Genomic DNA, 22,210 nt, shown 5'->3' with positions numbered 1-22,210 from the left:
GACCATAGAGCGTTGGAACCACCTGATCCCATCCCGAACTCAGAAGTGAAACGATGCATCGCCGATGGTAGTGTGGGGTTTCCCCATGTGAGAGTAGGTCATCGTCAAGATTAAATTCCGAAACCCCAATTGCGAAAGCAGTTGGGGTTTTGTTTTTGTCCGTCGGAAATTCAAACTACTGCCCCAACCGCTCCAATGTGTGCTCCAGCGGATCCAGCGACACACAGATAAAACCATCAAGCGGTCGATTGAGTTCCTCCACCAGCAAGATGGTTGCCCCCGTCGACAGGGCACACATCAGCAATACGACGACAATGGTCCCGTTGCGGGGTGCGAACAGCCCGAATGAGCCGAAGATAATCCCCAGCCACGTCACCAGGATCACCAGCATCACCGGTGGAATCGATTGATTGGACTGCAGCAGTGTCAGCCAGCGGGCGGCAAACACGGCGTCCATGTCTTGCAATGCCTTGGCTTTGAACGAGCGCTGATCATCGTTGCCAGGCGTCAGTGACTCGACCTGGCGTTGCAGGTCTTCGGAACGACGGATCACTTCGGGGCTGTCGAGTTGTGCAATCTGACGGCGATCGCGGGTCGCGAGCACTTGGGTGACTTCGGCGTAGTTGTGCTTCAGCTCGGTACGGATGCCCTGGGTATCGGGGCCATAGCGGGCCAGCAAACGGTCGAATTGAATCACTTTCGCCGCCGCGCCCTCCAGCTCGGCATTGGCCGTATCGAAGGTGCCTTTGGCAGAGGAAACGAGCAGGCCGAGGACCAGCGCCGACATCGTTGCGATGAGGCCGGTGCCCAGCTTCAGCACCGCTACGGAGTCATCGCTCAGATGTTGGCTCGGTAACCGCTCCCTCACGTACGAGCCCAGCAGTGCGCTGGCGGACAGGCAGGCGAAAACGATGAGGGCGATCACCAGGTCATTCAAATTCAACCTCCGTTGATGCTGCCTTCCGGGGGGAGATATCTACCGGTACTTGATCACGATGCCTTTGAGCTTGCGTCCCTCGATGGTCGTCACGTCGCGAGCCCAAAGCGGTCCGTGGGCATAGGCTCCAGGAGCAAGCGTTTGAAACGGGTGGGCCAGGACAGGTCATGGGCTGGCATAGCGGGTTTGCTCCTCTGGTTCGCGGCTATCGATGTGGCAAGTTGACGGTAGCAGACAGGCCGGGAGTTGCCAGAAAGCCCAACCTTTTCAGGTTGGGCTTTTTTGTGCCTTTATTTCTGTCGATCGACAAAGGCTGTTCACTGATCCTTTTCGCAATTGACCATCCACGACACACCAAAACGGTCGACGAGCATACCGAAGCGCGCCGCCCAGAACGTGGTTTCCAGGGGCATCTGCACACTGCCACCGTCCGCCAGTGCTTTGAACACCCGTTCGGCCTCGGCAATGCTGTCGACGTTGAGTGAAATCGAGCAGGCACTCATTTTATCGACGGGGCGATCCGGTGTGGTGTCCGACCCCATGATCGCCTGATCGCCCACGATCAGGCGGGTATGGATGATCAGGTTGTGTAGATCCTTGGGGAAATGCTCACCGGCAGGGGTTTCACCAAAGGTCAACATGGCTTCGATCTGGCCTTGCAGGCACGTCGCGTAGAACGTGAAGGCGGCTTTGCAGTCGCCGTTGAAGATAAGGTAGGGATTGATTTTCATGGTCGGCTCCAGGTGCTCGAGTACATACATCGGTTTGGACGCCGGTTTTTTCGGCGAATTCCGATTGTGTCGAGCCGACAAGCAAAGCGCTAAATCTTTGTCGGAGCTTGTGTTTCTTTAGATGTTTTTTCCATAGGGCGGGCGAGGCTTATCGCCTCCGGCACACGCCGCGGCGCCAGCACACGCTCGATGGCGCCGCTGACCATGCTTTCCAGCAGTTCCTCACGTTCCTGCTCGTCCAGCACATGGGGCGTCAGCCAGCTGGGGGCGCTGTTGAGCAGCGCGCCAATGGCATGCCCGGCGGCCAGCAGGCCTTGCTCGCTGAAACGCGACTTCGCACCGAGCATCTTCAGCAACGTGCGTTCGTATTGCTCGCGCAGTTGCCGGACCCGAGCCTGTTGCTCTTCATTCAGGCAACCGCTGTCGCGCTCCACCAGGCGGAAATGCCAAGGCATCTCCCGGTGCAGATTCAGATGGGCGCGGATCAGGCCGTTGAGTTTGTCGCGTTTGCCGGGCGCTTTTTGCTGGATGCGCCCCAGAGTGGCCAGCAGCTCCTCGTAGAACTCCTCGATCAGGTCCAGCAGCAGATGCTGTTTGCTGGGGTAATGGTGATACAGCGAGCCTGGGGAGAGCCCCAGGCACGTCGCGAGCTCACGCATGCCGACCTGGCCGAACCCCTTGCAGGCAAACAGCTCCAGGACCTTGTCCCGGTACTCGGCAAAGCGCGAGCAACGCTCAGGCATAGGCATGGAAGCCGCGCCCCGTCTTGCGCCCCAGGTAACCGGCAGCGACCATTTCCTTGAGCAACGGCGCCGGGCGATATTTGCTGTCGTTGAATCCGTCATAGAAGGCTTCGAGGATCGACAACAGGGTATCCAGGCCAATCAGGTCCGCCAGGGCCAACGGGCCGATAGGCTGGTTGCAGCCCAGGCGCATCCCGGCGTCGATGTCTTCGGCGCTGGCCAGGCCTTCCTGGAACACCAGGATCGCCTCGTTGATCATCGGCACCAGGATCCGGTTGACCACGAAGCCCGGACGGTTGCCGGCGGTGATCGCGGTTTTGCCGAGGGTGGTCGCCATGTCCAGCGCCAGTTGGTGGGTCGCGTCACTGGTTTGCAGGCCGCGGATGACTTCGATCAGGCCCATTACCGGCACCGGGTTGAAGAAATGCAGGCCGATGAAGCGCTCTGGCTGGCTGACACTGGCGGCCAGTTGGGTGATCGACAGCGACGAGGTATTGGAGGCAATGACGCATTCGCTGCTGACTTGCGCGGCGATCTGTTGCAGCACACGCAGTTTCAGGTCGAGATTCTCAGTGGCCGCTTCGATGACCAGTTGCGCGTCATGCAGGACGCTGTAATCGGTGCTGGTGCGGATTTTGTCGAGGGTGGCCTGTTTCTGCTCTGGCGTCAGGGTTTCCTTGGCGATCTGCCGGTCCAGGTTTTTACCGACCGTCGCGACGGCTTTTTGCAACGCGCTTTCAGAGATGTCGAGCAGGGTCACGTTGAAACCGGCCATGGCACAGACTTGTGCGATGCCGTTGCCCATGGTGCCTGCGCCGATTACACCGATGTTTTGCAGATTCATTTTCCGTCCTTCGATCAAACCCTGCGATACCTTGGCCGCGATTGCGGCCGAAGGCGTACTATTGCCGCGAGTCTAGAGCCGGCAGGGCGGTTGTCCTATGCCAAAACTGTTCAACGGCACTGATGTTTTTTGCCATTCGGGTGATGAGAGAGAAGCGAACCAATGCGGGAAAAGGACTCGGTTGCCGCCTATTTCGTGCAGGCAATGATCCATGGGCTGAGGGACGATCCGCAGCGCGTGACGGCCGTGCTCGAACAGGCGGGCATTGATCCGGCGGTCATGCAACAACCCACGGCGCGGGTGCCGGCCAACGCGTTTGCGGCGTTGTGGCTGATTCAGATCCGCGAGCTCGACGACGAGTTTTTCGGGCTCGATTCCCATGGCATGCCGCCGGGCAGTTTCGCCCTGATTTGCCGCGCCCTGATTCAGGAACCCGATCTGCACAAGGCCATGCGTCAGTGCCTGGCCAACTTCGGGCTGTTCCTGCGCGACTTTCGTGGCTCGCTGGCCGTGCGGGGCAAACGTGCGGTCATCAGCCTGCAGACCCGTTCGAAGGACAACGATGCCAGCCGGTTTGGTGAAGAAACTTTCCTGGTGTTGATGATCAGTCTGCTGTGCTGGCTGGGCGGGCGGCGCATTCCCATTGACCGTGCGGACTTCCGCCATTCGCGCCTGTCGCTGAGTGACGACCGCCTGCTTTGGGGCCCCAACCTGACCTTCGGTGCCGAGCGTACTGAAATCGAATTTGCCAGCCATTACCTGCGCCTGCCGGTGGTTCAGGACCTGGCGTCGCTGAAAGTGTTCCTGCGCACCGCGCCGCAATGGCTGGTGATCCGCTTCCGTAACCAGCATGGCCTGGCCTCGCAGGTTCATCAGCGCTTGCGCGGCAGTCACTACAGTGAATGGCCGACGTTGCAGGCCTTTGCCCTGGAACAGCACCTGAGTCCCAGCACCTTCCGCCGCAAACTGGAGCGTGAAGGCTGTTCCTATCAGGAGATCAAGGACGAAGTACGGCGTGGCGTGGCCTTTGAGCAATTGCGTCAGAGCGACGCGAGCATCAGCGATATCGCCGAGCGGCTGGGCTTCCAGGAGCCCAGCGCCTTCCATCGGGCATTCAAGAAGTGGACCGGGGAAAGTCCGGGGCGCTATCGGGCCCGTTATCAGGGGGACTGTGGGAGCGGGCCTGCTCGCGAAAGCGATAGGTCATTCAACAGTGATGTCGTCTGACACTCCGCCTTCGCGAGCAGGCTCGCTCCCACAGGGATCCGTCATGGCATTTCCGGCAGTTCCTGCGGGCGCAGGTCGAAGACCAATACTTCAGCGTCCACGCCGTTGCTCAAGGTCAGCGCCTGTTCATCACGGACCCGCACACCGTCGCCTTCCTGCAACAACAGACCGTTGAGTTCGACGCTGCCCCGGGCCACGTGCACGTAGGCATAACGGTTGGCGGCCAGTTCCAGGGTGGCGCTTTCCTGGCCGTCGATCAGGCCGGCATACACCCGTGCATCCTGACGCACCTTCAGCGACCCCTTGGCGCCGTCCGGCGAGATGATCAGTTGCAGGCGCCCGCGTTTTTTCTGGGTGCTGAAGTGCTCCTGCTGATAGCGCGGTTTGGCGCCGCTGACGTCGGGCACGATCCAGATCTGCAGAAAGTGCACCGGCCGTGTGCTGGAGTGGTTGAACTCACTGTGGGCCACGCCGCTGCCAGCGCTCATCAGTTGCACATCGCCGGGGCGGATCACCGAACCGGTGCCCAGGGTGTCCTTGTGTTCCAGGGCACCCTCAAGCACATAGGAGAAGATCTCCATGTCGCGATGCGGGTGCTGGCCGAAGCCTTTGCCGGCGGCGACGCGGTCGTCGTTGATCACCAACAGGTCGGAAAAACCCTGCTCTTTCGGGTTGCGGTAGTTGGCGAAGGAAAAGGTGTGGAACGACTTCAACCAGCCGTGATTGGCCAGGCCACGATCCGAAGCTTTGCGAAGAGTCAGCATGATGAAATCTCCTGTGGGGACGTGAATTCGTCCGAGTGAGGAGAAGGTTAATGTTTACTGGTTTGTGCAATAAGTAGGTGAAAATTGAAATACTGTCTCGTTGTAGTTGACAGTATCTGGAAGTGAATCAGCTATTTTTTTCTGCGTCTGGCTTGTGTTTGGCCATAATGCACAGCACTCCCTGATGCCGGGCGCAGGCCCTGTGGGAGCGAGCCTGCTCGCGAAGGCGTCGTGTCAGTCGCTATCAACGTTGGCTGATACACCGCTTTCGCGAGCAGGCTCGCTCCCACAAGGTCCAGGTGTTTGGCGGACCGACTCAATTTGAACCCAGTGAATTCCAATCCATGAAAACCGTGGCAATGGTGCTGTTTCCCGACTTTCTCCTGCTCGATATGGCCGGGCCGATGGAAGTGTTTTCCATCGCCAATCGTTATCTGAAACCCGACGATCACTATGTGCTGACGACCATCGGCACCGAGCCCGGCGCGCTACGGGCGTCCAACGGCGTGAGCGTGCAGGCCGACCGGCACATCGATCAGGCCTGCGAAGGTTTTGATTTGCTGCTGGTACCTGGTGGTCCCGGTGCCTACAACGAAAAGCATCCGCCTTTGCTCGACTGGCTCAGGCACAACGTCAGCCGGTCCGCCGGTTACGGCTCGATCTGCACCGGGGCGTTCGTGTTGGGGCATGCGGGCTTGCTCGACGGCTATCGCGTCACCACCCACTGGCATTACACCGAGCGGCTGATCAAGGGCTTTCCGAAGGCGACCGTCGAGACCGACCAGATCTTTGTCCAGGACCGCAACCTGATCACTTCCGGCGGTGTCACCGCCGGGATCGACCTGGCGTTGTCGGTGGTGGCGCAGGACCACGGCAAAAAAGTCGCCCAGGACGTGGCCAAGGTGTTGCTGGTGGTGATGAAGCGTCAGGGCGGGCAGGCACAGTTCAGCCCGTTGATGGCGGCGGTGGCGCCTCACGAAACGCCGATTACCCGCGTGCAGAACCACGTGCTCGAACACCTCGACGAGCCCTTCAGCATCGAGCGCATGGCGAGCCTGGCCAGCATGAGCCCGCGGCATTTCACCAGGGTTTTTGCCCGGGAGGTGAACATGACGCCAATGGAGTTTGTGCAAAGCGCGCGCATCGATTGCGCCAGGAACCTGCTGGAAACCACCGAGTTGCCGCTCAAGACCGTGGCCTTCAAAAGCGGCTTCGGCAGCGTGCGGCACATGCGTTTTCTGTTCAGTGAAAAGCTTGGCCTGACCCCGACTCAATACCGCGAGCAGTTCAGCTAGGGCGCGTGTCCGTTTTGCGCACCGCAATGGCCGTTACGCTCCCCCCGCGGCGGTTGTACCGTCACCGAGGACTGCCAAGATACGAGGTAACTCATTGCAAGGAAGGTGCGGAGCCTGGATGGACTCACGTGCCAGATCAGGTTTCCCGCGAGTGACTGCCCATGAACAGCCTCAGAGATGTCAGCAACGAAGCGGTGCTGCAATTCGGACCCTACGCTTTCCACCTCAGTCAGCGACTGGTGCTGGAGGGCGATCGACCGCTGCGCCTGGGCGGCCGCGCCCTTGACGTGTTGCAGGTGTTGGTCGAACACGCGGGCTCGGTGGTCAGCAAGGACGAGTTGATTGCGCAGGTCTGGCCGCGCTCCGTGGTCGAAGAGATCAACCTGCGCGTGCACATCGCTGCCCTGCGTCGGGCCTTGGGCGACGGGCAGAACGGTCAGTGCTACATCGTCAACATTCCCCAGCGCGGCTATAGTTTTGTCGCCCCGGTGCAGCACTTGCCGGAACCCGTAGCGTTCCCGAGCCAGACCGTACAAAAGCCCCTGCATAACTTGCCGGCCCGGCTCACGTCGATCTCCGGGCGCGATGCCCTTGTCGGCAGCCTGGTGCGGCAGTTGCCGGTGCGGCGATTCATGACCCTGGTCGGGCCTTGCGGGATCGGCAAGACCACCGTGGCCTTGCGCGTGGCCGAACTGTTGTTGCAGCACTATCGGCACGGCGTTTGGCTGGTGGACCTGGCGGCGATCGATGACCCGGCGCAAGTGACCGATCACCTCACACGAACCCTCCAGCTGAAGGACGGCACCACGCTGGAAACACTGGCGCAGCGGCATGCCTTGTTGGTCCTGGACAACTGCGAACATCTGCTCGAGCGCTGCCGTACGTTGGTCGAGACTCTGCTGCAATCGCTGCCGCGACTGTCGATCCTCGCCACCAGTCGCGAGCCGCTCAAGGCCGCGGGCGAAACCGTGTTGCGTCTGCCACCGCTGGCGGTGCCGCCGACGTCAGCGCTGCGCAGTGTTGCCGAGGTCATGGGCTATTCGGCAGTACAGTTGTTTGTCAGCCGTGCCCGTGCCCGCCAGCAAGGCTTCACCTTGCGCGAACAGGACCTCAAGGCCGTACGGGAAATCTGCCGGCGCCTCGACGGCCTGCCGCTGGCGATTGAATTGGCGGCGGCGCAAATCGATGCGCTGGCGCTGGTGGGGTTGCAGGCGCAACTCGATAACTGTTTTCAGTTGCTGTCCCAAGGCCGCCGCACGGCCGTCCCCCGGCACCAGACGCTCAAGGCTGCACTGGACTGGAGCTACGAACGGTTGAATCCGCTGGAACAATCCGTGTTGCAGCGTTTGGCGGTATTCAAGATGGCCTTCACCCAGGATGCCGCGATAGGCGTGATCAGTGGCGACGCGTTACCGGTCGCCGAGCTGGCCGACGTGCTGGACAACCTCGCACTCAAATCACTGCTGTCCCTGGAGCAGGGCGGCGGGGTGATCCGTTACCGCTTTCTCAATACCACCCGCACCTACGCCCTGGAAAAGCTCGAACTCAGCGGTGAGCTGCGCACCCTTGAAATGCGTTATGCCGGTTACGTCAGTCAAACGCCCCGGCTTTCAGACCGGCAAGTGGCAATGCAACTCACCGAGTAAGTGGCGCACGGCCTTCAGGTCCGGCGTGGCAAAACCTTCGGTGAAGCGCTGGTAGACCGGCGCCAGCAATGCATGCGCCCGTTGGTGGCGACCCTGACGCTGCCATAGTTGCGCCAGCGAGGTGGCGCTGCGCAGCTCCCAGGTCAGGGCACCCTGGGTTTTTGCCACGTCGAGTGCCTTGAGCAGCACGGTTTCAGCCATCGCGGCATTGGCCGGACACTCCGTTGCCAGCAGCGTCTCGGCCCTGGCCCGCAGTATCTCTGCCGTGCTCCAGCCCGCCGCGCCGTTTTGCGCACGTTCGAGCAAGTCGTCATCGACGCAGGTGGAATCCAGCGTGACCATGATGTCTTTGATCAATCCGACACTTCGTTGCCTGGCGGGCGCGACATCGACGCCGCCGATCACCCGCGCGTAGTGTTGCGCCCAGGTATGGAACAGCAGGACCGAGTGTTTCTGCGCCTGTTGCAGCAGCAGGCGCAGGAGTTCGCGGGCGCTGCGGGTGTCACCGTTGTAGTAGGCGATCAGGCAGCCGGCGAGCGCCAGGGTGTAGCAGATCGACGTGCCGTGGTTGATCTGCAACGCGATGTCCAGCGCCTGCCGGGCTGCGCGCCAGGCCTGTTCCGGTTGGCCTCGCAGCCAGAGGATGCGCGCCTGGATAGTCAGCGCCGCGACACTCTGGTCGTATTGCACGCCGAAGCCATGGGTGAACCGGTTGAGATGACCACTGTGGGCCATGCGTTGCAGTACCTGTTCGGCCTGCTCCCCGGCCTGTTGCTGGTCGCCGGAAAAATGCAGGGCAAGCACCCGCAATCGATGCGTGCTCAGGGATAACAGGGCGTCGTCATGCAGCCCCAGTTGATCGAATTGCCGGCTCTGTTGCAGGGCCATCTGGTATTGGCCGCAACTGAGATTGACCGCCAGGTGGCCGGAAATCGCCCGCAGTTGACCGGCCACATCGTTGAGTTGCCTGGCCAGGGTTCTGGCGCTGACAAAGGCGCCAACGGTTTCGGCGCTCGCGCCTTGAGCGTGGTAACAGGCACTGCCCAGGGCCAGCTTGAGGGTCATCTGCAAACGCGGGCACGGCTCGGCAGACTGCTCGAGCAGGGCCAGGGCCTTGCGCACATAACCGCCGTGTTCCTTGAGCAGTGACAGCTCCTGCCACAGGGGCGTGGACGTCGCGGCCAGGCGTATCGCCAGTGCCTGCGGCCCCTGCCCGTGCAGACCCCAGTCGAGGGCCGCGCGGATGTCCTCCAGGGTCCGGCCATAGCGCTCGAGCCACAGGCCGGTCGAGGTGTTCTCCCATTGGTCCTGCGCCTGTTGCATCAGCGCCAGGCAACGCTCGGCATGGCGCACCCGTGTGCCGGGCAGGTCGGAGCTTTGCGCGAGTTTTTCCAGCGCATGGCTGCGGGTGGTATCGAGCAGACGGTAGTAGACATCCTCATCGCCCACCTCCACGTTCAACAGGGACTTGGCGACCAGTTGGGTGATCGAGCCGAAGACTTCGCGAGGTTCGATGTGTTCGCCGACAATCACCGCCGCTGCGGACTCCAGGGTGAAGCCGCCGCGAAACACGCTCAGTCGGCGCAGGCAGGTCTTTTCGCAGGCGTTGAGCAGCTCGAAGCTCCAGTCCAGTGTCGCGCGCAGGGTCTGATGGCGTGCCGGGGGCGTCTGGCAGGGCTGGGTCAACACCCGGAAACTGCTTTGCAACTGCGCCAGCAAACCGGCTAATCCGAAGTTGCCCACTTGCGCCGCCGCCAGTTCGATGGCAAGTGGAATGCCGTCCAGTCGGTGGCAGATGTCGATCAACAGCGGCAGTTCATCGTCCGTCAGTTCAAAGCTGTCATGGCTTGCCATGGCCCGCTCGACAAACAGTTGCAGGGCGGAAAAGGTCATGGCCTGGGCACGGTCGAGGACGGCGATGGGCGGCGGGCAGTCGAGTGATGCCAGGCGCTGGACGAATTCGCCTTCGGCCCTCAGGCTTTCGCGGCTGGTGGCGAGAATGTGCACGTGCGGCGCACTGCGCAGAATGTTTTCGCAGAGCAGGGCGATGGCGTCGACCAGGTGTTCGCAGTTGTCGATGACCAGCAGCATTTGCCTGTCGCGTAGACAGTCCGCCAGCCCGTTCAGGGGTTCGTCGTCGTGCAGGGCCAATTCAAGCAACGTCGCCAGATGACCGTTGATCATCAGCGGGCAGTTGATCGGGGCCAGGTCCAGCAGGCGGATGCCGTCCCGGTAGCGACCGATCATTTGCTCGGCGACTCGCAAGGCCACGGTGGTCTTGCCGATGCCGCCGGGACCGACGAGGGTGATGAAGCGCTGGCGCGGCAGTTGCACCACCAGATTGTCGACCAGCGTCCGCCGGCCGATCATGCGTGTGCGGCGCACCGGCAGGTTATGCCGGCTCGGTGTGCAAGCCACGGGCGCCGGCGGTTGTTCGACCTGCTCCCGTGAGTGCGGTGCGACGAAGCTGTACCCGCGCTGGGCCACGGTGACGATGTAGCGCTGGCCGGCCTGGCCGTCGCCGAGCGCCTTGCGCAACGCGGCCATGTGCACCCGCAGGTTGATGTCTTCGACCACGCTGTCGGGCCAGACCCGGGCGATCAATTGCTGCTTGCTGACCACGTTGCCGGCGTGTTCCAGCAGGATCAACAGGATGTCCATGGCGCGCCGGCCCAAGCGCAAGGGCTGGTCAGCCTCCATCACCAGGCGTTGTCCGGGGTAGACCCGGTAGGGGCCGAAATGCACAGCCTGTTCGGGGGAAAGGGTCAACGAGTCGCTCCTGCTGCAGCCGTCTGGTTCGCGGTTTACGAGCATATTCCTCAGGTTTTTTACGCAGCGCAACGTGCCGCCCGGGTGAGTGAAAGGGCAAGCCTTGACTCTAGTGTATCGGCCAGCGGCTGTCGGTCCCGAAAACATTGGGTGCGACAGATGGGCATGACATGCCGGGGCTTTTTGCGCGCCAAGGAAAATTAACAACGTTTAACTCGTCGCGCGCCCGGTCTACGCCCAAAACTCTCCTTCTTCAACTTCCACTGAAGGCAGGGATGAAATGTCAGTCAGCCGCGAGCAGCTCGATGTGGGAGCGAGCCTGCTCGCGAAGGCAATGTCACATCCAGTCTATGCGGTGACTGACACAGCGCTTTCGCGAGCAGGCTCGCTCCCACAAAGGACAGAGCAATGAGCAACGTGGTGGTGGTCTATCACAGTGGCTACGGGCACACCCGGGTCATGGCCGAAGCCGTGGCCGCGGGTGTGGAACGGCACCTGGGCAGCACCTGCCAGTTGATCCCGGTCGAAGAAGTGGACGAGCACTGGGCGCGGCTGCACAACGCCGACGCCATCATCTTCGGCGCGCCGACCTACATGGGCAGCGCCTCGGCAGCTTTCAAGGGCTTCATGGAGGCCACGGCTGCGTTCTACCTGGCCCAGCCCTGGCGCGACAAACTCGCGGCGGGCTTCACCAATTCCGGCTGCCTGTGCGGCGACAAACTCAACACTTTGCTGCAGATGGCGGTGTTCGCCGCGCAGCACTCGATGATCTGGGTCGGCCTCGACCTGCTGCCGGCGCGTTCCGGCACCGGCGCGTTCAACGGCCAACTCAATCGCCTGGGCAGCTCACTGGGCGCCATGGCCCAGTCGAATGTCGAGCAATCCCCCGACGATGCGCCGCCTCCCGAGGATCGCTGCACTGCCGCGCATCTGGGCGAGCGGGTGGCGCGCCTGGCCGATCGCCTGAACCAACTACCGGTTTGATTCACCCCCCAACCCTCGTTAAGGAGGCATCACCCATGAGCACCTTCACTACCCGCGACGGCGTCGAGATTTACTACAAGGACTGGGGCACCGGTCAGCCGATTGTCTTCAGCCACGGCTGGCCGCTGAACGCTGACAGTTGGGAGTCGCAGATGATTTTCCTGGCCAACAACGGATATCGGGTCATCGCCCACGACCGTCGCGGTCATGGGCGTTCCAGTCAGCCATGGTCGGGCAATGACATGGACCATTACGCCGACGATCTGGCGCAGTTGATCGAGCTACTCGACCTGCAAGACGCGGTGCTGTTTGGCTTCTCCACCGGCGGTGGCGAGGTGGCGCGCTACATCGGTCGCCACGGCACCGGCCGCGTGGCCAAGGCCGGGCTGATTTCCGCGGTGCCGCCCCTGATGCTCAAGACCGAAGCCAACCCCGGTGGCTTGCCACTAGAAGTGTTCGACGGCATCCGCCAGGCCTCGCTGGCCGACCGCTCTCAGCTCTACATCGACCTCGCCAGCGGGCCGTTTTTCGGCTTCAACAAGCCCGGCGCGAAACCGTCCCAGGGCATGATCGACTGGTTCTGGATGCAAGGCATGCTGGCCGGCCACAAGAATGCTTATGACTGCATCAAGGCGTTCTCGGAAACCGACTTCACCGAAGACTTGAAGAAGTTCGACATGCCGACGCTGGTGGTGCATGGCGACGCGGATCAGGTCGTGCCTTACGAGGCGGCGGGTGTCTCCTCGGCCAGACTGGTGAAAGGCTCGACCCTGAAGATTTACCCGGGCGCCCCTCATGGGCTGACGGACACCCACAAGGATCAGCTCAATGCAGACCTGTTGGCGTTTTTGAAAGGTTAAAAAACCAGATCAAAAGATCGCAGCCTTCGGCAGCTCCTACACGCTAGCGTGCATGCCCGAAGGCTGTGATCTTTTGCTTTTAAGGCCACGCACCATCTGACAGCGCCAGGCAAACGGATTGATGCCTTCGCTGCGGGTGAAGAGGTGGCAGAAGTGCGCCTGATCGCAGAAGCCGCACTCGAGGCTGATCTGCGTAAGGCTCATGTCGGTGTACTGGATCAATTGCTTGGCCAGGGTTATGCGTTGCCGGCGAATCCAGTCCTGCGGCGAGAGTCCGGTGCTGCACTTGAAGGCGCGGGAGAAATGACTGCGCGAGAGGGCGCACGCCTGTGCCAGTTCAGTGACTTCCAGGCTGTCGCCGAGGCGCTCGAGGATCAGTTGTTTAACCAGCCGTTCGCGCTGCGGGCTGAGGCCGCCGGTGCTTTTCTTTGGCACAGGCGTGAATGGCGCGGGCGCGGCATTTTGCTGAACGTGAGCCATGGTAAATGTCCGAGTCGGTAGGCTTCATTTTTGGACCCGAAGGCTCTGGCTTGCGAGTTAATCGTTGTTAATTCCTCGTTAAGCGCGGGACGGCCTGGGTAAAGTCAGACACACTTCTCAACCTCGCGCCTGGCCGAACACACAAGGGAACCGTGCCTATGAACCGTAATGATCTGCGTCGCGTCGACATGAATCTGCTGGTGATTTTCGAGGCGCTGATGTTCGAAAAGAACCTGACCCGCGTCGCGGAAAAACTGTTCATGGGTCAACCGGCGGTGAGCGCCGCGCTGGGGCGACTACGTGATCTGTTCGACGATCCGTTGCTGCTGCGCAACGGTCGCGGCATGGAGCCGACGGCGCGGGCGCTGGCGATTCTCAAGGAGCTGCAGCCGGCGATGGACACCATTTCCGGTGCGGTCAGCCGGGCCAGGGAGTTCGATCCGGCGACCAGTTGCGATGTATTCCGTATCGGGCTGTCGGACGATGCCGAGTTCGGTTTGTTTCCGCCGTTGCTGCGTCAATTGCAAGAGGAGGCACCGGGCATCGTCGTGGTTGTGCGGCGGGCCAATTACCTGTTGATGCCGGCGTTGCTGGCGTCGGGGGAGATCTCGGTGGGCGTCAGTTACACCACGGATCTGCCGGCCAATGCCAAGCGCAAGAAGCTGCGCGATATTCCCTGCAAAGTGCTGCGCGGTGATACCCGGCCGGGGCCGCTGACCCTGGATGAATACTGCGAACGGCCCCATGCGATGGTGTCGTTTTCCGGTGACTTGAGCGGCAATATCGATCTGGATCTGGCGAAGGTCGGGCGTAGTCGTCGTGTGGTGCTGGGGGTGCCGCAGTTCAGTGGGTTGCGGGCGTTGCTGGCGGGGACGGAGATGATCGCCACCGTGCCGGATTATGCGGCGTGTGCGTTGGTCGAGGGGTGTGGGTTGCGGGCTGAGGATCCGCCGTTCGAGATTGAGGCGGCGCAGTTGTCGATGGCCTGGAGCGGGGTGCATGACAATGATCCGGCGGAGCGGTGGTTGCGGGGGCGGATTGGGCAGTTCATGTCTTTGGCTTTGGATGTTTCTTAGGTGTTGACCTTGGCGGCCTCTGGGCCGACCAGGATCTAGTTTTTTTGTGTTGTGTACATATCCGTTGCTGCGGTAACGGCGGCTTATGGTTTCGCCCTTACGGCGAGTCACTTTTTTTACAAACGCCTAAAAAAAGTAACCAAAAAAACGCTCGCCCCGAACGTCCGGCCCCTCGCTTAGGCTCGGGGTTCCTTCGCTGCGATATTCATCCGGGGGCATTGCCCTCCGGTCGGCTTCGCTTCGACCTACATGCAATGAGTTCGACTGCGTCGAACGGCGCTGCGCGCCCATCCCCGGATGAACACCTCCGCTCAGCCTTCCGAGGGGGCGGGTGGATCAAGATCAAAGGCTGCAGGCGAGCTAACGCTCGGCCTGTTGAGTGGTGAAGAGCGGTGGTGTACGTCGATCTGCCTTTGCTCTGCTCTTCTGTGGGAGCGAGCCTGCTCGCGAAGGCGGCCTACCGGCCGACCTGAATCTGGCGGATGTACCTCGACCCTGTGGGAGCGGGCTTGCCCGCGATGGCGGCCTGCCAGCCGACCAATTTCTTTCGAATGTACCCAGTCCAACTGTGGGAGCGAGCCTGCTCGCGAAGGCGGTCTGCCAGCCGACCTGATTTTTGCAGATGTCCCCAATCCCTGTGGGAGCGGGCTTGCCCGCGAAGGCGGACTGCCAGCCGACCTGATTTTTGCAGATGTCCCCAATCCCTGTGGGAGCGAGCTTGCTCGCGATGGCGGCCTGCCAGCCGACCAATTTCTTTCGAATGTACCCAGTCCAACTGTGGGAGCGAGCCTGCCCGCGAAGGCGGACTGCCAGCCAACCAATCTCTTACAGGGAAAATGCAGTGTTCCGACAACCCTGTTTAAAAGCCGTCAGCCTCTATTCCTGAAAGCCACACCGCCTTGCGTCGTTGCCTACAACTACGCCAGAATCCGCCGGCTTGTGCGTCTTGGCCCTGATCTCTAACGTTCTCCGCATCGCTGGCCATTCAGCGATCGGGTTTAGCAGCTCGGTAAATTTCAAGGCTCGCCAGTGTCACCTCAAGATCATTTTGGTCTGCATGATGGTGGCTGTGCGTGGGGCACTTCGGTGCGCCGGGTTCCTTGATCCCTGGTCTGCTAACCCGCGTACAGCCGCCACCCAATTCGTTTAGCAGCGACCTGTGGCGGCTCCATTGATCAAGGAGTTCCACCATGTTCAAACCCACCCCGAATCCCCCAAAAGACCCCGCCTCACCGCGCAAGCCCAGCACAATGTTTGTCATCACCCCCGACATCAACACCGAAACCCTGTTGGCCCACGCCTGCGAATCCCTGGCCTCGGCCAGCATCATGGCCAGTGACCTCGCGGGATTTCTGCAAAGCCCGCATCGGAATTCACTGCTGGGGATTGCGCAGATCATCATGTTGGGCGAGCTGGCAGTGAACCGGGCGCTGGATAATCTCGATCCGCAGGAATAACCCGGTAGTAGCAACAATAAATAAACCTGTGGGAGCAAGCTCGCTCCCACAGGGAACTATGTCGTTTGGTCGCTCTCGGTCTTCCCGCAAAACAGAGCACGTACATTCAATTTTTCCTCCCCCCGTCCCGGCACTATCGAATCCAGTCCCGGCGTATCGACGCCGGTGGTTTTTCATTGGTGCAGGTGGGCCATGGACACTTCGCGACGTGATGATCGGGCGCAAGACTGGGGGCTGCTGTTCCTGCGGGTCAGCGGCGGGTTTTTTCTGTTGTGGGTGCACGGTTTGCCCAAGCTGCTTTACTACAGTGCCGAGCTGCAGAACATCGAAGACCCTTTCCACCTGGGCGCGAACCTGACGCTGATGCTGGCGATCTTCGCCGAGGTGGTGTGCCCGCTGCTGATCGTCGGCGGGTTGCTGGTGCGTCTGGCATGTTTGCCTATTCTGTTTTTGCTGTGGGTGTCGATGTTGCTCGTGCATCCGCTGTGGACCCTCTTCGAAGGCCAGTTCGGCTGGCTGTTGTTGATCGTGTTCACCAGCATTCTCATCGCCGGGCCGGGACGGCTGGCGCTCAATGTCCGTTTCGCCGGAGCCTTGCGTTATGTCTGAATCCTATCGCCGTGAGCCGGCCAGTCCCGGGCCTGATGAGGTGGTGACGCTGATCGTCAAGCACCGGGTCAAGGCTGGTTTCGAAGCGCCTTATGAAGCCTGGCTGCGCAACATCGTCAAGGTGGCCGCGCAGAACGTCGGGCATTTGGGTGTGGATGTGGTGCGCGGCAAGAACGCCGGCCTCGACAGCTACACCTGCGTGCTGCGCTTTTGCTCGACCGAGGCGATGCAGAACTGGCTCGATTCGCCGCAGCGCCAGGCGTTGGTCGACGAAGCCGCGCCGATGCTGGCCGATGGCGACCAGACCGAAGTCAATCCGGTCAACGAGTTCTGGTTCTCGCCCCAGGCCGAAGCTGGTACGCCACCGCCGCGCTGGAAGCAGGCCGTGGTGACGTTGCTGGTGATCCTGCCGCACACCTTGCTGGTGCCGCTGCTCTGGGGGCCGTTGTTGCGGCTCAACGCCTTGCTCTCCAACTACGTGGTGGCCACGTTCCTGATCACCCTGACCATCGTGCTCTCGGTGGTTTACATCTTCATGCCCATGGCGACGCGTCTGTTCGCGCCCTGGCTGTCTCCCGCTACTTTGCACGAGGAACCGTGATGAACGCCGATCTGATTCTGTTCAATGGCCAATTTCATACCGTTGACCGCGAAAAGCCGCTCGCCAGCGCGGTGGCGATCAGCGACGGTCGCTTTGTCGCGGTGGGCAGTGATGCCGAGGCCATGGCCCTGCGTGGCTCGAGCACCCAAGTGATCGACCTCAAGGGCCGCTGTGTGATTCCCGGGCTCAACGACTCGCACTTGCACCTGATCCGTGGTGGCTTGAACTACAACCTTGAACTGCGTTGGGAAGGTGTACCGTCCCTGGCCGATGCCTTGCGCATGCTCAAGGATCAGGCCGACCGCACGCCGACGCCGCAGTGGGTGCGGGTGGTCGGTGGCTGGAACGAATTCCAGTTCGCCGAAAAGCGCATGCCGACCCTGGCCGAACTCAACCAGGCGGCACCGGACACCCCGGTGTTTGTGCTGCACCTGTACGACCGTGCCTTGCTCAACCGCGCGGCCTTGCGTGTCGCCGGCTACACCCGCGACACGCCGAACCCACCGGGTGGCGAGATCGTGCGCGACGCCAATGGCGAGCCGACCGGCATGCTGGTGGCGCGGCCCAACGCGATGATTCTGTACTCGACCCTGGCCAAGGGGCCGAAGCTGCCGTTGGAGTATCAGGTCAACTCGACCCGCCAGTTCATGCGCGAACTCAACCGCCTGGGCCTGACCAGTGCCATCGATGCCGGCGGTGGTTTCCAGAATTATCCGGACGATTACCAAGTGATCGAGCAGTTGGCGAAGGATGAGCAACTGACCGTGCGCATTGCCTACAACCTGTTCACTCAGAAACCCAAGGAAGAGCTGACCGACTTCAAGAACTGGACCGGCAGCGTGAAGCTGCACCAGGGTGACGATTACCTGCGGCACAACGGCGCCGGGGAAATGCTGGTGTTCTCGGCGGCGGACTTCGAAGACTTCCTCGAGCCGCGCCCGGACCTGCCGCAAACCATGGAAGCCGAACTGGAACCGGTGGTGCGTCACCTCGTCGAGCAACGCTGGCCGTTCCGTTTGCACGCGACCTACAACGAATCCATCAGCCGCATGCTCGACGTGTTCGAGAAGGTCAACCGCGACATTCCGTTCAACGGATTGCCGTGGTTTTTCGACCACGCCGAAACCATCACCCCGCAGAACATCGAGCGGGTGAGGGCGCTGGGCGGCGGCATCGCGATTCAGGATCGCATGGCGTTCCAGGGCGAGTATTTCGTCGAGCGGTACGGCGCGAAAGCGGCCGAAGCGACGCCTCCGATCAAGCGCATGCTGGCCGAGGGTGTACCGGTCGGTGCCGGCACCGACGCCACGCGGGTATCGAGTTACAACCCGTGGACTTCGCTGTACTGGATGGTCAGCGGCCGCACCGTCGGTGGCATGGAGTTGCACGCCGAAGGCCTGTCGCGCCTGACGGCGCTGGAACTGTTCACCCATGGCAGCGCCTGGTTCTCGTCGGAGCAAGGCAAGAAAGGCCAGATCAAGGTCGGGCAACTGGCCGACGTCGCCGCCCTCAGTGCGGACTTCTTCAGCGTCGATGAAGAGGCGATCAAGTGGATCGAGTCGGTACTGACCGTGGTCGGCGGCAAAGTGGTGTACGGCGCCGGTGACTTCGAGAAGCTCGGGCCGGCCAGCGTGCCGGTGCTGCCGGACTGGTCGCCGGTGGTGAAGGTGCCGGGCCACTGGCGCCCGACGTCGCCGATGCAGGCCCAGGTTCACCACTGCAGCGGGCCCTGTGCGGTGCATTCCCACAGCCATGAGCGGGCACGCCTGTCGAACGCGCCGGTCAGCGATTTCGCCGGTTTCTGGGGCGCCTTTGGCTGCTCGTGTTTTGCCTTCTGACAAACTCAAAAAAGCGCCGACCCAACAGGGCGGCGCGGTATGCAACAACCATCCATCAAGGAGCTTCCAATGAGCAACGTTCCGTACAAACGCCTGAACAAAGACGATGCCGTGGTATTGCTGGTCGACCACCAGACCGGTCTGATCTCGCTGGTGCAGGATTTCTCGCCCAACGAGTTCAAGAACAACGTGCTGGCGCTGGGCGACATCGCCAAGTTCTTCAAACTGCCGACCATCCTCACCACCAGTTTCGACAGCGGTCCGAACGGCCCGATCGTGCCGGAGCTCAAGGCGCAGTTCCCGGACGCGCCGTTCATTGCCCGCCCGGGCCAGATCAACGCCTGGGACAACGAAGACTTCGTCAAGGCGATCAAGGCCACCGGTCGCAAGCAACTGATCATTGCTGGTGTGGTGACCGACGTGTGCGTGGCGTTCCCGACCCTGTCGGCCATTGCCGAAGGCTTTGAGGTGTTTGTGGTGACCGACGCTTCCGGCACCTTCAACACCACCGTGCAACAAGCGGCTTGGGCGCGCATGTCGGCCGCCGGTGCACACCTGCTGAACTGGTTCTCCGTGGCCTGCGAGCTGCAAGGCGACTGGCGCAATGACATGGAAGGCCTGGCCAACCTGCTGTCGGAACGCCTGCCGAACTATCGCAACCTGATCAACAGCTACATGAAATTCACGGCCAAGTAAGACGTACACCTGTGGGAGCGAGCTTGCTCGCGATGGCGGCGTATCAGTCGACACATGTGTTGACTGACAGAAAGCTATCGCGAGCAAGCTCGCTCCCACAGGGTTTTGTGTTCACATCCGCTTATCGACTCTGCAACCACCCCAAAAAACCACCTTTCCTGACCGCCACCGGTTTGGCCATCAACGCCATCCGGCTGTTCTGCTGGCGCACCGCTTGCAGCTTGTTCAACGCCCGATCGACCTCCCGACGTTGCGCCATGCAATTGCGGGTCAGGGATTTGTCGAGGCGGTAGATGATGCTTGAGGTCATGGCGGTGAACCGTGCCTGGGACGGCGTATCGGCGAGGATGCTTTGTTCGCCCATGACTTCACTCGGCCCCATGCGCCCGGCTTCGATCTGCGTGCTGCCGTCGGGGACAGTGGCGCTGACCACGCCGGTGGCGATGACGAACAGACTGTCCGGTACTTCCTCCAGGTCCAGCACCACATCACCGGCCGCGTATTGCTGCGCCACCATGTTCTGGGCCAGGCGATCCCGTTCCTCGGCGCTCAGGGAGCGGAAGATCTTCACTTCGTCGAGCAGTGCCCGTGCGCGGGTCGACGGCTCGATCACGCCATCGGGTTGCCGGGAAATGCCTGCCGCTTCGAGGTGCCGATGGGCCAAGTCGAACAGTTGATTGCGCACTTCACCCTTTTTGCCCAATTCGGCGATGAAGCCGCTGGCCACGTATTCGGACATGGTTTCGCCGGCCTCCTTGAGCACGGCTTTCGGCGCCGGATCGAGGAGCAGACTGCTGCTGCCCTGAAGAGTACGGTCCAGGGCATCGAGTACCCGACGCGGGCGAATGTGGTTGGGTACCTGAATGCTGATCGACACGCCGTGCATGTTGAACGGGCGGCTGAGGTTGACGATCTTTGCCTTGGCCGCCACCGAGTTCGGCACTACCGCGGTGCTGCCGGCGCTGGTCAGCAGGTGGGTGGCACGCCAGTCGATGTCCAGCACCTTGCCTTCAATACCGTCGATGGAAACCCGGTCATCGACCTGGTACGGCTTGGTGGTGTTGAGCACGATGCCGGAGAACACGTCGCTCAAGGTGCTCTGCAATGCCAGGCCCACTACGATGGCGACGACGCCGGAGGTCGCCAGCAAACCTTTCACGGGCAGTTCCAGCACGTAGCCGGCGGCGGCCACTACCGCAATCAGGAACACCAGTGCGCCGATGACATCCTGCAACAGCCTGCCGCTGTGGCCGATGCGCCGTATCAGGGCCAGGCCGATCACTTCGGTGAGCACCCGCGCCGCGTACAGCCACCAGAGAATCCCCAGCGCCGTGGCCCCCAGTTGCGCCACGCGATCATCGCCAAACAACGGCGCCTGCAACGGGCTGACGCCAGCATTGATGAGCACCGCGCCGAACAGCACAAACAGCGCCAGGCGCACACCGACCCGGCTGACGCGATGCTTGAATGGCGCGAGGTGCCAGAGCAGGGCGTCAATGGCCAGCAGCAGGGTGCTCAGGGAGAGCAGGTGACCGAGGAGAAAGGACATGGGAATGCTCCAGTAGAAATGAGGTCGCGCAGGTGGAGGGTGTTGTTGTGGCGAGGGCGCTTGCTCCCGCTTGAGTGCGGAGCAGATTAATAGTGTTCCAGGAAGGGAAAAAGCGGCTATAAAGTGTTTGACTGTCAACCAGGAAGTGACAATGAACCCCTTCGAAGATATGCGTATTTTTTGCCAGGTGATGGAGTCTGGAAGCTTCACGGCTGCCGCCGATCAATTGGGGCTGTCCAAGCAGTTTGTCAGCCGTCGCTTGATGCAACTCGAAGAGCGCCTGGGCGTGCGCCTGCTCAATCGCTCGACCCGGCGACTGGATGTCACGCCGCTGGGGCAAAGCTATTACGAGTCAGCCTTGCGCCTGCTCAGCGAAGTCGAGCAAGTGGAGCAGGGCATCGCCGGCCAGACCACCGAGCCACGCGGGACCATTCGTGTGAGCGCTCCGCTGTCGTTCGCACTGGCGCATCTGGGCTGCCTGTTGCCGGTGTTTTTGCAGCGCTATCGCGACGTGACGGTGGAGATGGATTTGAGCGATCGGCCTGTGGATTTGCTGGGTGAGGGATACGACCTGGCGTTGCGCATCGGCACGCTCGAGGACTCGACCTTGATTGCCCGGCGGATCGCGTCGATCCAGCGGGTGTACTGCGCAAGCCCCGCGTACCTGGCCGAGCGCGGCACACCGCGCAAACCTGAGGATCTGCACGGTCATGACTGTTTGCCGTACGGCCATGGTCGGCAGGTGCAATGGCGTTTTGCGGGGCAGGGCAAGCCGCTGACGGTCAACGTCACAGGGCGGATGCGGGTCAACAACGGCGAGGTGCTCAGGGATGCGGCTATCGCCGGCCTGGGGATCACGTATTTGCCGGCGTTCATCGTCGGCTCGGCGTTGAAGGATGGAAGGCTGGTGGAGGTACTGGAGGATTTGCGCCCCGAGCCGCTGACGTTATCGGCGGTGTATCCGCAGCATCGTCAGAGTTCGCGGCCGGTGCAGGCGCTGGTTGAGTTCTTGCGCGAGCGGCTGGATCGGGTTGAGGGTGGCTTGTAGAAATGCGGAGTCCCTGTCTCAAACGAACCTGTGGGAGCGAGCCTGCTCGCGATGGC

The 22,210-nt window shown here is 61.6% G+C and carries 20 protein-coding genes and 1 rRNA gene; 13 read left to right on the top strand and 8 right to left on the bottom strand.

Annotated elements, in window-relative coordinates; genetic code table 11:
- Positions 1–110: ribosomal RNA gene (gene rrf, locus CD175_RS10405) — 5S ribosomal RNA — on the top strand; the annotation flags it as partial.
- A gap of 65 nt (positions 111–175) precedes the next feature.
- Here rrf and CD175_RS10400 read toward each other — a convergent pair.
- The 4 genes from CD175_RS10400 to CD175_RS10385 form a co-directional block, all read right to left on the bottom strand.
- Positions 176–937 (bottom strand): bestrophin-like domain, encoded by a 762-nt coding sequence (locus CD175_RS10400; RefSeq protein WP_104448819.1) that lies wholly within the window; start codon positions 935–937, stop codon positions 176–178.
- A 317-nt stretch (positions 938–1,254) separates the two neighbouring features.
- On the bottom strand, positions 1,255–1,668 hold the full coding sequence (locus CD175_RS10395; RefSeq protein ID WP_104448818.1) for a VOC family protein: 414 nt from the start codon (positions 1,666–1,668) through the stop codon (positions 1,255–1,257).
- A gap of 89 nt (positions 1,669–1,757) precedes the next feature.
- Positions 1,758–2,417, bottom strand: a complete 660-nt coding sequence (locus CD175_RS10390; protein WP_104448817.1) for a TetR/AcrR family transcriptional regulator — start codon at positions 2,415–2,417, stop codon at positions 1,758–1,760.
- A complete protein-coding gene (locus CD175_RS10385; protein ID WP_104448816.1) occupies positions 2,404–3,255 on the bottom strand; it encodes a 3-hydroxybutyryl-CoA dehydrogenase in 852 nt (283 codons plus the stop codon). Before CD175_RS10385 ends, CD175_RS10390 begins: the two co-directional genes overlap by 14 nt.
- 162 nt (positions 3,256–3,417) lie before the next feature.
- Between CD175_RS10385 and CD175_RS10380 the strand changes: the two genes are divergently transcribed.
- The gene (locus tag CD175_RS10380) at positions 3,418–4,482 is read left to right on the top strand and encodes an AraC family transcriptional regulator (protein ID WP_104448815.1); all 1,065 of its coding nucleotides are present in this window, start codon (positions 3,418–3,420) and stop codon (positions 4,480–4,482) included.
- 41 nt (positions 4,483–4,523) lie between these two features.
- On the opposite strand, the gene CD175_RS10375 is transcribed toward CD175_RS10380, so the two are convergent.
- Complete coding sequence (locus CD175_RS10375; protein WP_104448814.1) at positions 4,524–5,246, bottom strand: pirin family protein; 723 nt, start codon at positions 5,244–5,246, stop codon at positions 4,524–4,526.
- 344 nt (positions 5,247–5,590) lie between these two features.
- Between CD175_RS10375 and CD175_RS10370 the strand changes: the two genes are divergently transcribed.
- Both CD175_RS10370 and CD175_RS10365 read left to right on the top strand, forming a co-directional pair.
- On the top strand, positions 5,591–6,541 hold the full coding sequence (locus CD175_RS10370) for a GlxA family transcriptional regulator (RefSeq protein ID WP_104448813.1): 951 nt from the start codon (positions 5,591–5,593) through the stop codon (positions 6,539–6,541).
- Between the two features lie 161 nt (positions 6,542–6,702).
- The gene (locus CD175_RS10365; RefSeq protein ID WP_104448812.1) at positions 6,703–8,187 is read left to right on the top strand and encodes an ATP-binding protein; all 1,485 of its coding nucleotides are present in this window, start codon (positions 6,703–6,705) and stop codon (positions 8,185–8,187) included.
- Here the strand turns inward: CD175_RS10365 and CD175_RS10360 are convergent.
- Positions 8,152–10,956 (bottom strand): ATP-binding protein, encoded by a 2,805-nt coding sequence (locus CD175_RS10360; RefSeq protein ID WP_104448811.1) that lies wholly within the window; start codon positions 10,954–10,956, stop codon positions 8,152–8,154. The genes CD175_RS10365 and CD175_RS10360 overlap by 36 nt on opposite strands.
- Before the next feature lie 408 nt (positions 10,957–11,364).
- On the opposite strand from CD175_RS10360, the gene CD175_RS10355 reads away from it, so the two are divergent.
- Together CD175_RS10355 and CD175_RS10350 are read left to right on the top strand one after the other, a co-directional pair.
- A complete protein-coding gene (locus CD175_RS10355; RefSeq protein ID WP_104448810.1) occupies positions 11,365–11,940 on the top strand; it encodes a flavodoxin family protein in 576 nt (191 codons plus the stop codon).
- A 35-nt stretch (positions 11,941–11,975) separates the two neighbouring features.
- Positions 11,976–12,800, top strand: a complete 825-nt coding sequence (locus CD175_RS10350) for an alpha/beta fold hydrolase (protein ID WP_104448809.1) — start codon at positions 11,976–11,978, stop codon at positions 12,798–12,800.
- Positions 12,801–12,836: 36 nt separating this feature from the next.
- On the opposite strand, the gene CD175_RS10345 is transcribed toward CD175_RS10350, so the two are convergent.
- Positions 12,837–13,280 (bottom strand): helix-turn-helix domain-containing protein, encoded by a 444-nt coding sequence (locus CD175_RS10345; RefSeq protein WP_104448808.1) that lies wholly within the window; start codon positions 13,278–13,280, stop codon positions 12,837–12,839.
- A 158-nt stretch (positions 13,281–13,438) separates the two neighbouring features.
- On the opposite strand from CD175_RS10345, the gene CD175_RS10340 reads away from it, so the two are divergent.
- The 6 genes from CD175_RS10340 (at position 13,439) to ycaC (ending at position 19,557) form a co-directional block, all read left to right on the top strand.
- The gene (locus CD175_RS10340) at positions 13,439–14,356 is read left to right on the top strand and encodes a LysR family transcriptional regulator (RefSeq protein WP_104448807.1); all 918 of its coding nucleotides are present in this window, start codon (positions 13,439–13,441) and stop codon (positions 14,354–14,356) included.
- 1,190 nt (positions 14,357–15,546) lie between these two features.
- Positions 15,547–15,813, top strand: a complete 267-nt coding sequence (locus tag CD175_RS10330; RefSeq protein ID WP_104448806.1) for a DUF6124 family protein — start codon at positions 15,547–15,549, stop codon at positions 15,811–15,813.
- 192 nt (positions 15,814–16,005) lie between these two features.
- Positions 16,006–16,422, top strand: coding sequence for a DoxX family protein (locus tag CD175_RS10325; RefSeq protein WP_104448805.1), 417 nt, complete (start codon positions 16,006–16,008; stop codon positions 16,420–16,422).
- Positions 16,415–17,023 (top strand): antibiotic biosynthesis monooxygenase, encoded by a 609-nt coding sequence (locus CD175_RS10320; protein WP_104448804.1) that lies wholly within the window; start codon positions 16,415–16,417, stop codon positions 17,021–17,023. The genes CD175_RS10325 and CD175_RS10320 overlap by 8 nt, the downstream gene beginning before the upstream one ends.
- Positions 17,023–18,861 (top strand): amidohydrolase, encoded by a 1,839-nt coding sequence (locus CD175_RS10315; protein ID WP_007977198.1) that lies wholly within the window; start codon positions 17,023–17,025, stop codon positions 18,859–18,861. The genes CD175_RS10320 and CD175_RS10315 overlap by 1 nt, the downstream gene beginning before the upstream one ends.
- A gap of 69 nt (positions 18,862–18,930) precedes the next feature.
- Positions 18,931–19,557, top strand: coding sequence for an isochorismate family cysteine hydrolase YcaC (gene ycaC, locus CD175_RS10310; RefSeq protein ID WP_007977200.1), 627 nt, complete (start codon positions 18,931–18,933; stop codon positions 19,555–19,557).
- Positions 19,558–19,678: 121 nt separating this feature from the next.
- Here ycaC and CD175_RS10300 read toward each other — a convergent pair whose 3' ends face one another.
- Positions 19,679–21,106 carry a mechanosensitive ion channel family protein gene (locus CD175_RS10300; RefSeq protein ID WP_104448803.1) on the bottom strand — a complete coding sequence of 476 codons (1,428 nt, stop codon included), beginning with the start codon at positions 21,104–21,106 and terminating at the stop codon, positions 19,679–19,681.
- Between the two features lie 151 nt (positions 21,107–21,257).
- Between CD175_RS10300 and CD175_RS10295 the strand changes: the two genes are divergently transcribed.
- On the top strand, positions 21,258–22,154 hold the full coding sequence (locus CD175_RS10295; RefSeq protein ID WP_104448802.1) for a LysR family transcriptional regulator: 897 nt from the start codon (positions 21,258–21,260) through the stop codon (positions 22,152–22,154).
- Positions 22,155–22,210 lie beyond the last annotated feature (56 nt).

It is taken from the genome of Pseudomonas laurylsulfatiphila, assembly GCF_002934665.1.
Lineage (GTDB): Bacteria > Pseudomonadota > Gammaproteobacteria > Pseudomonadales > Pseudomonadaceae > Aquipseudomonas > Aquipseudomonas laurylsulfatiphila.
Note: the sequence above shows the minus strand (reverse complement) of the source record. Positions and strands in the feature narration are given on the sequence as shown.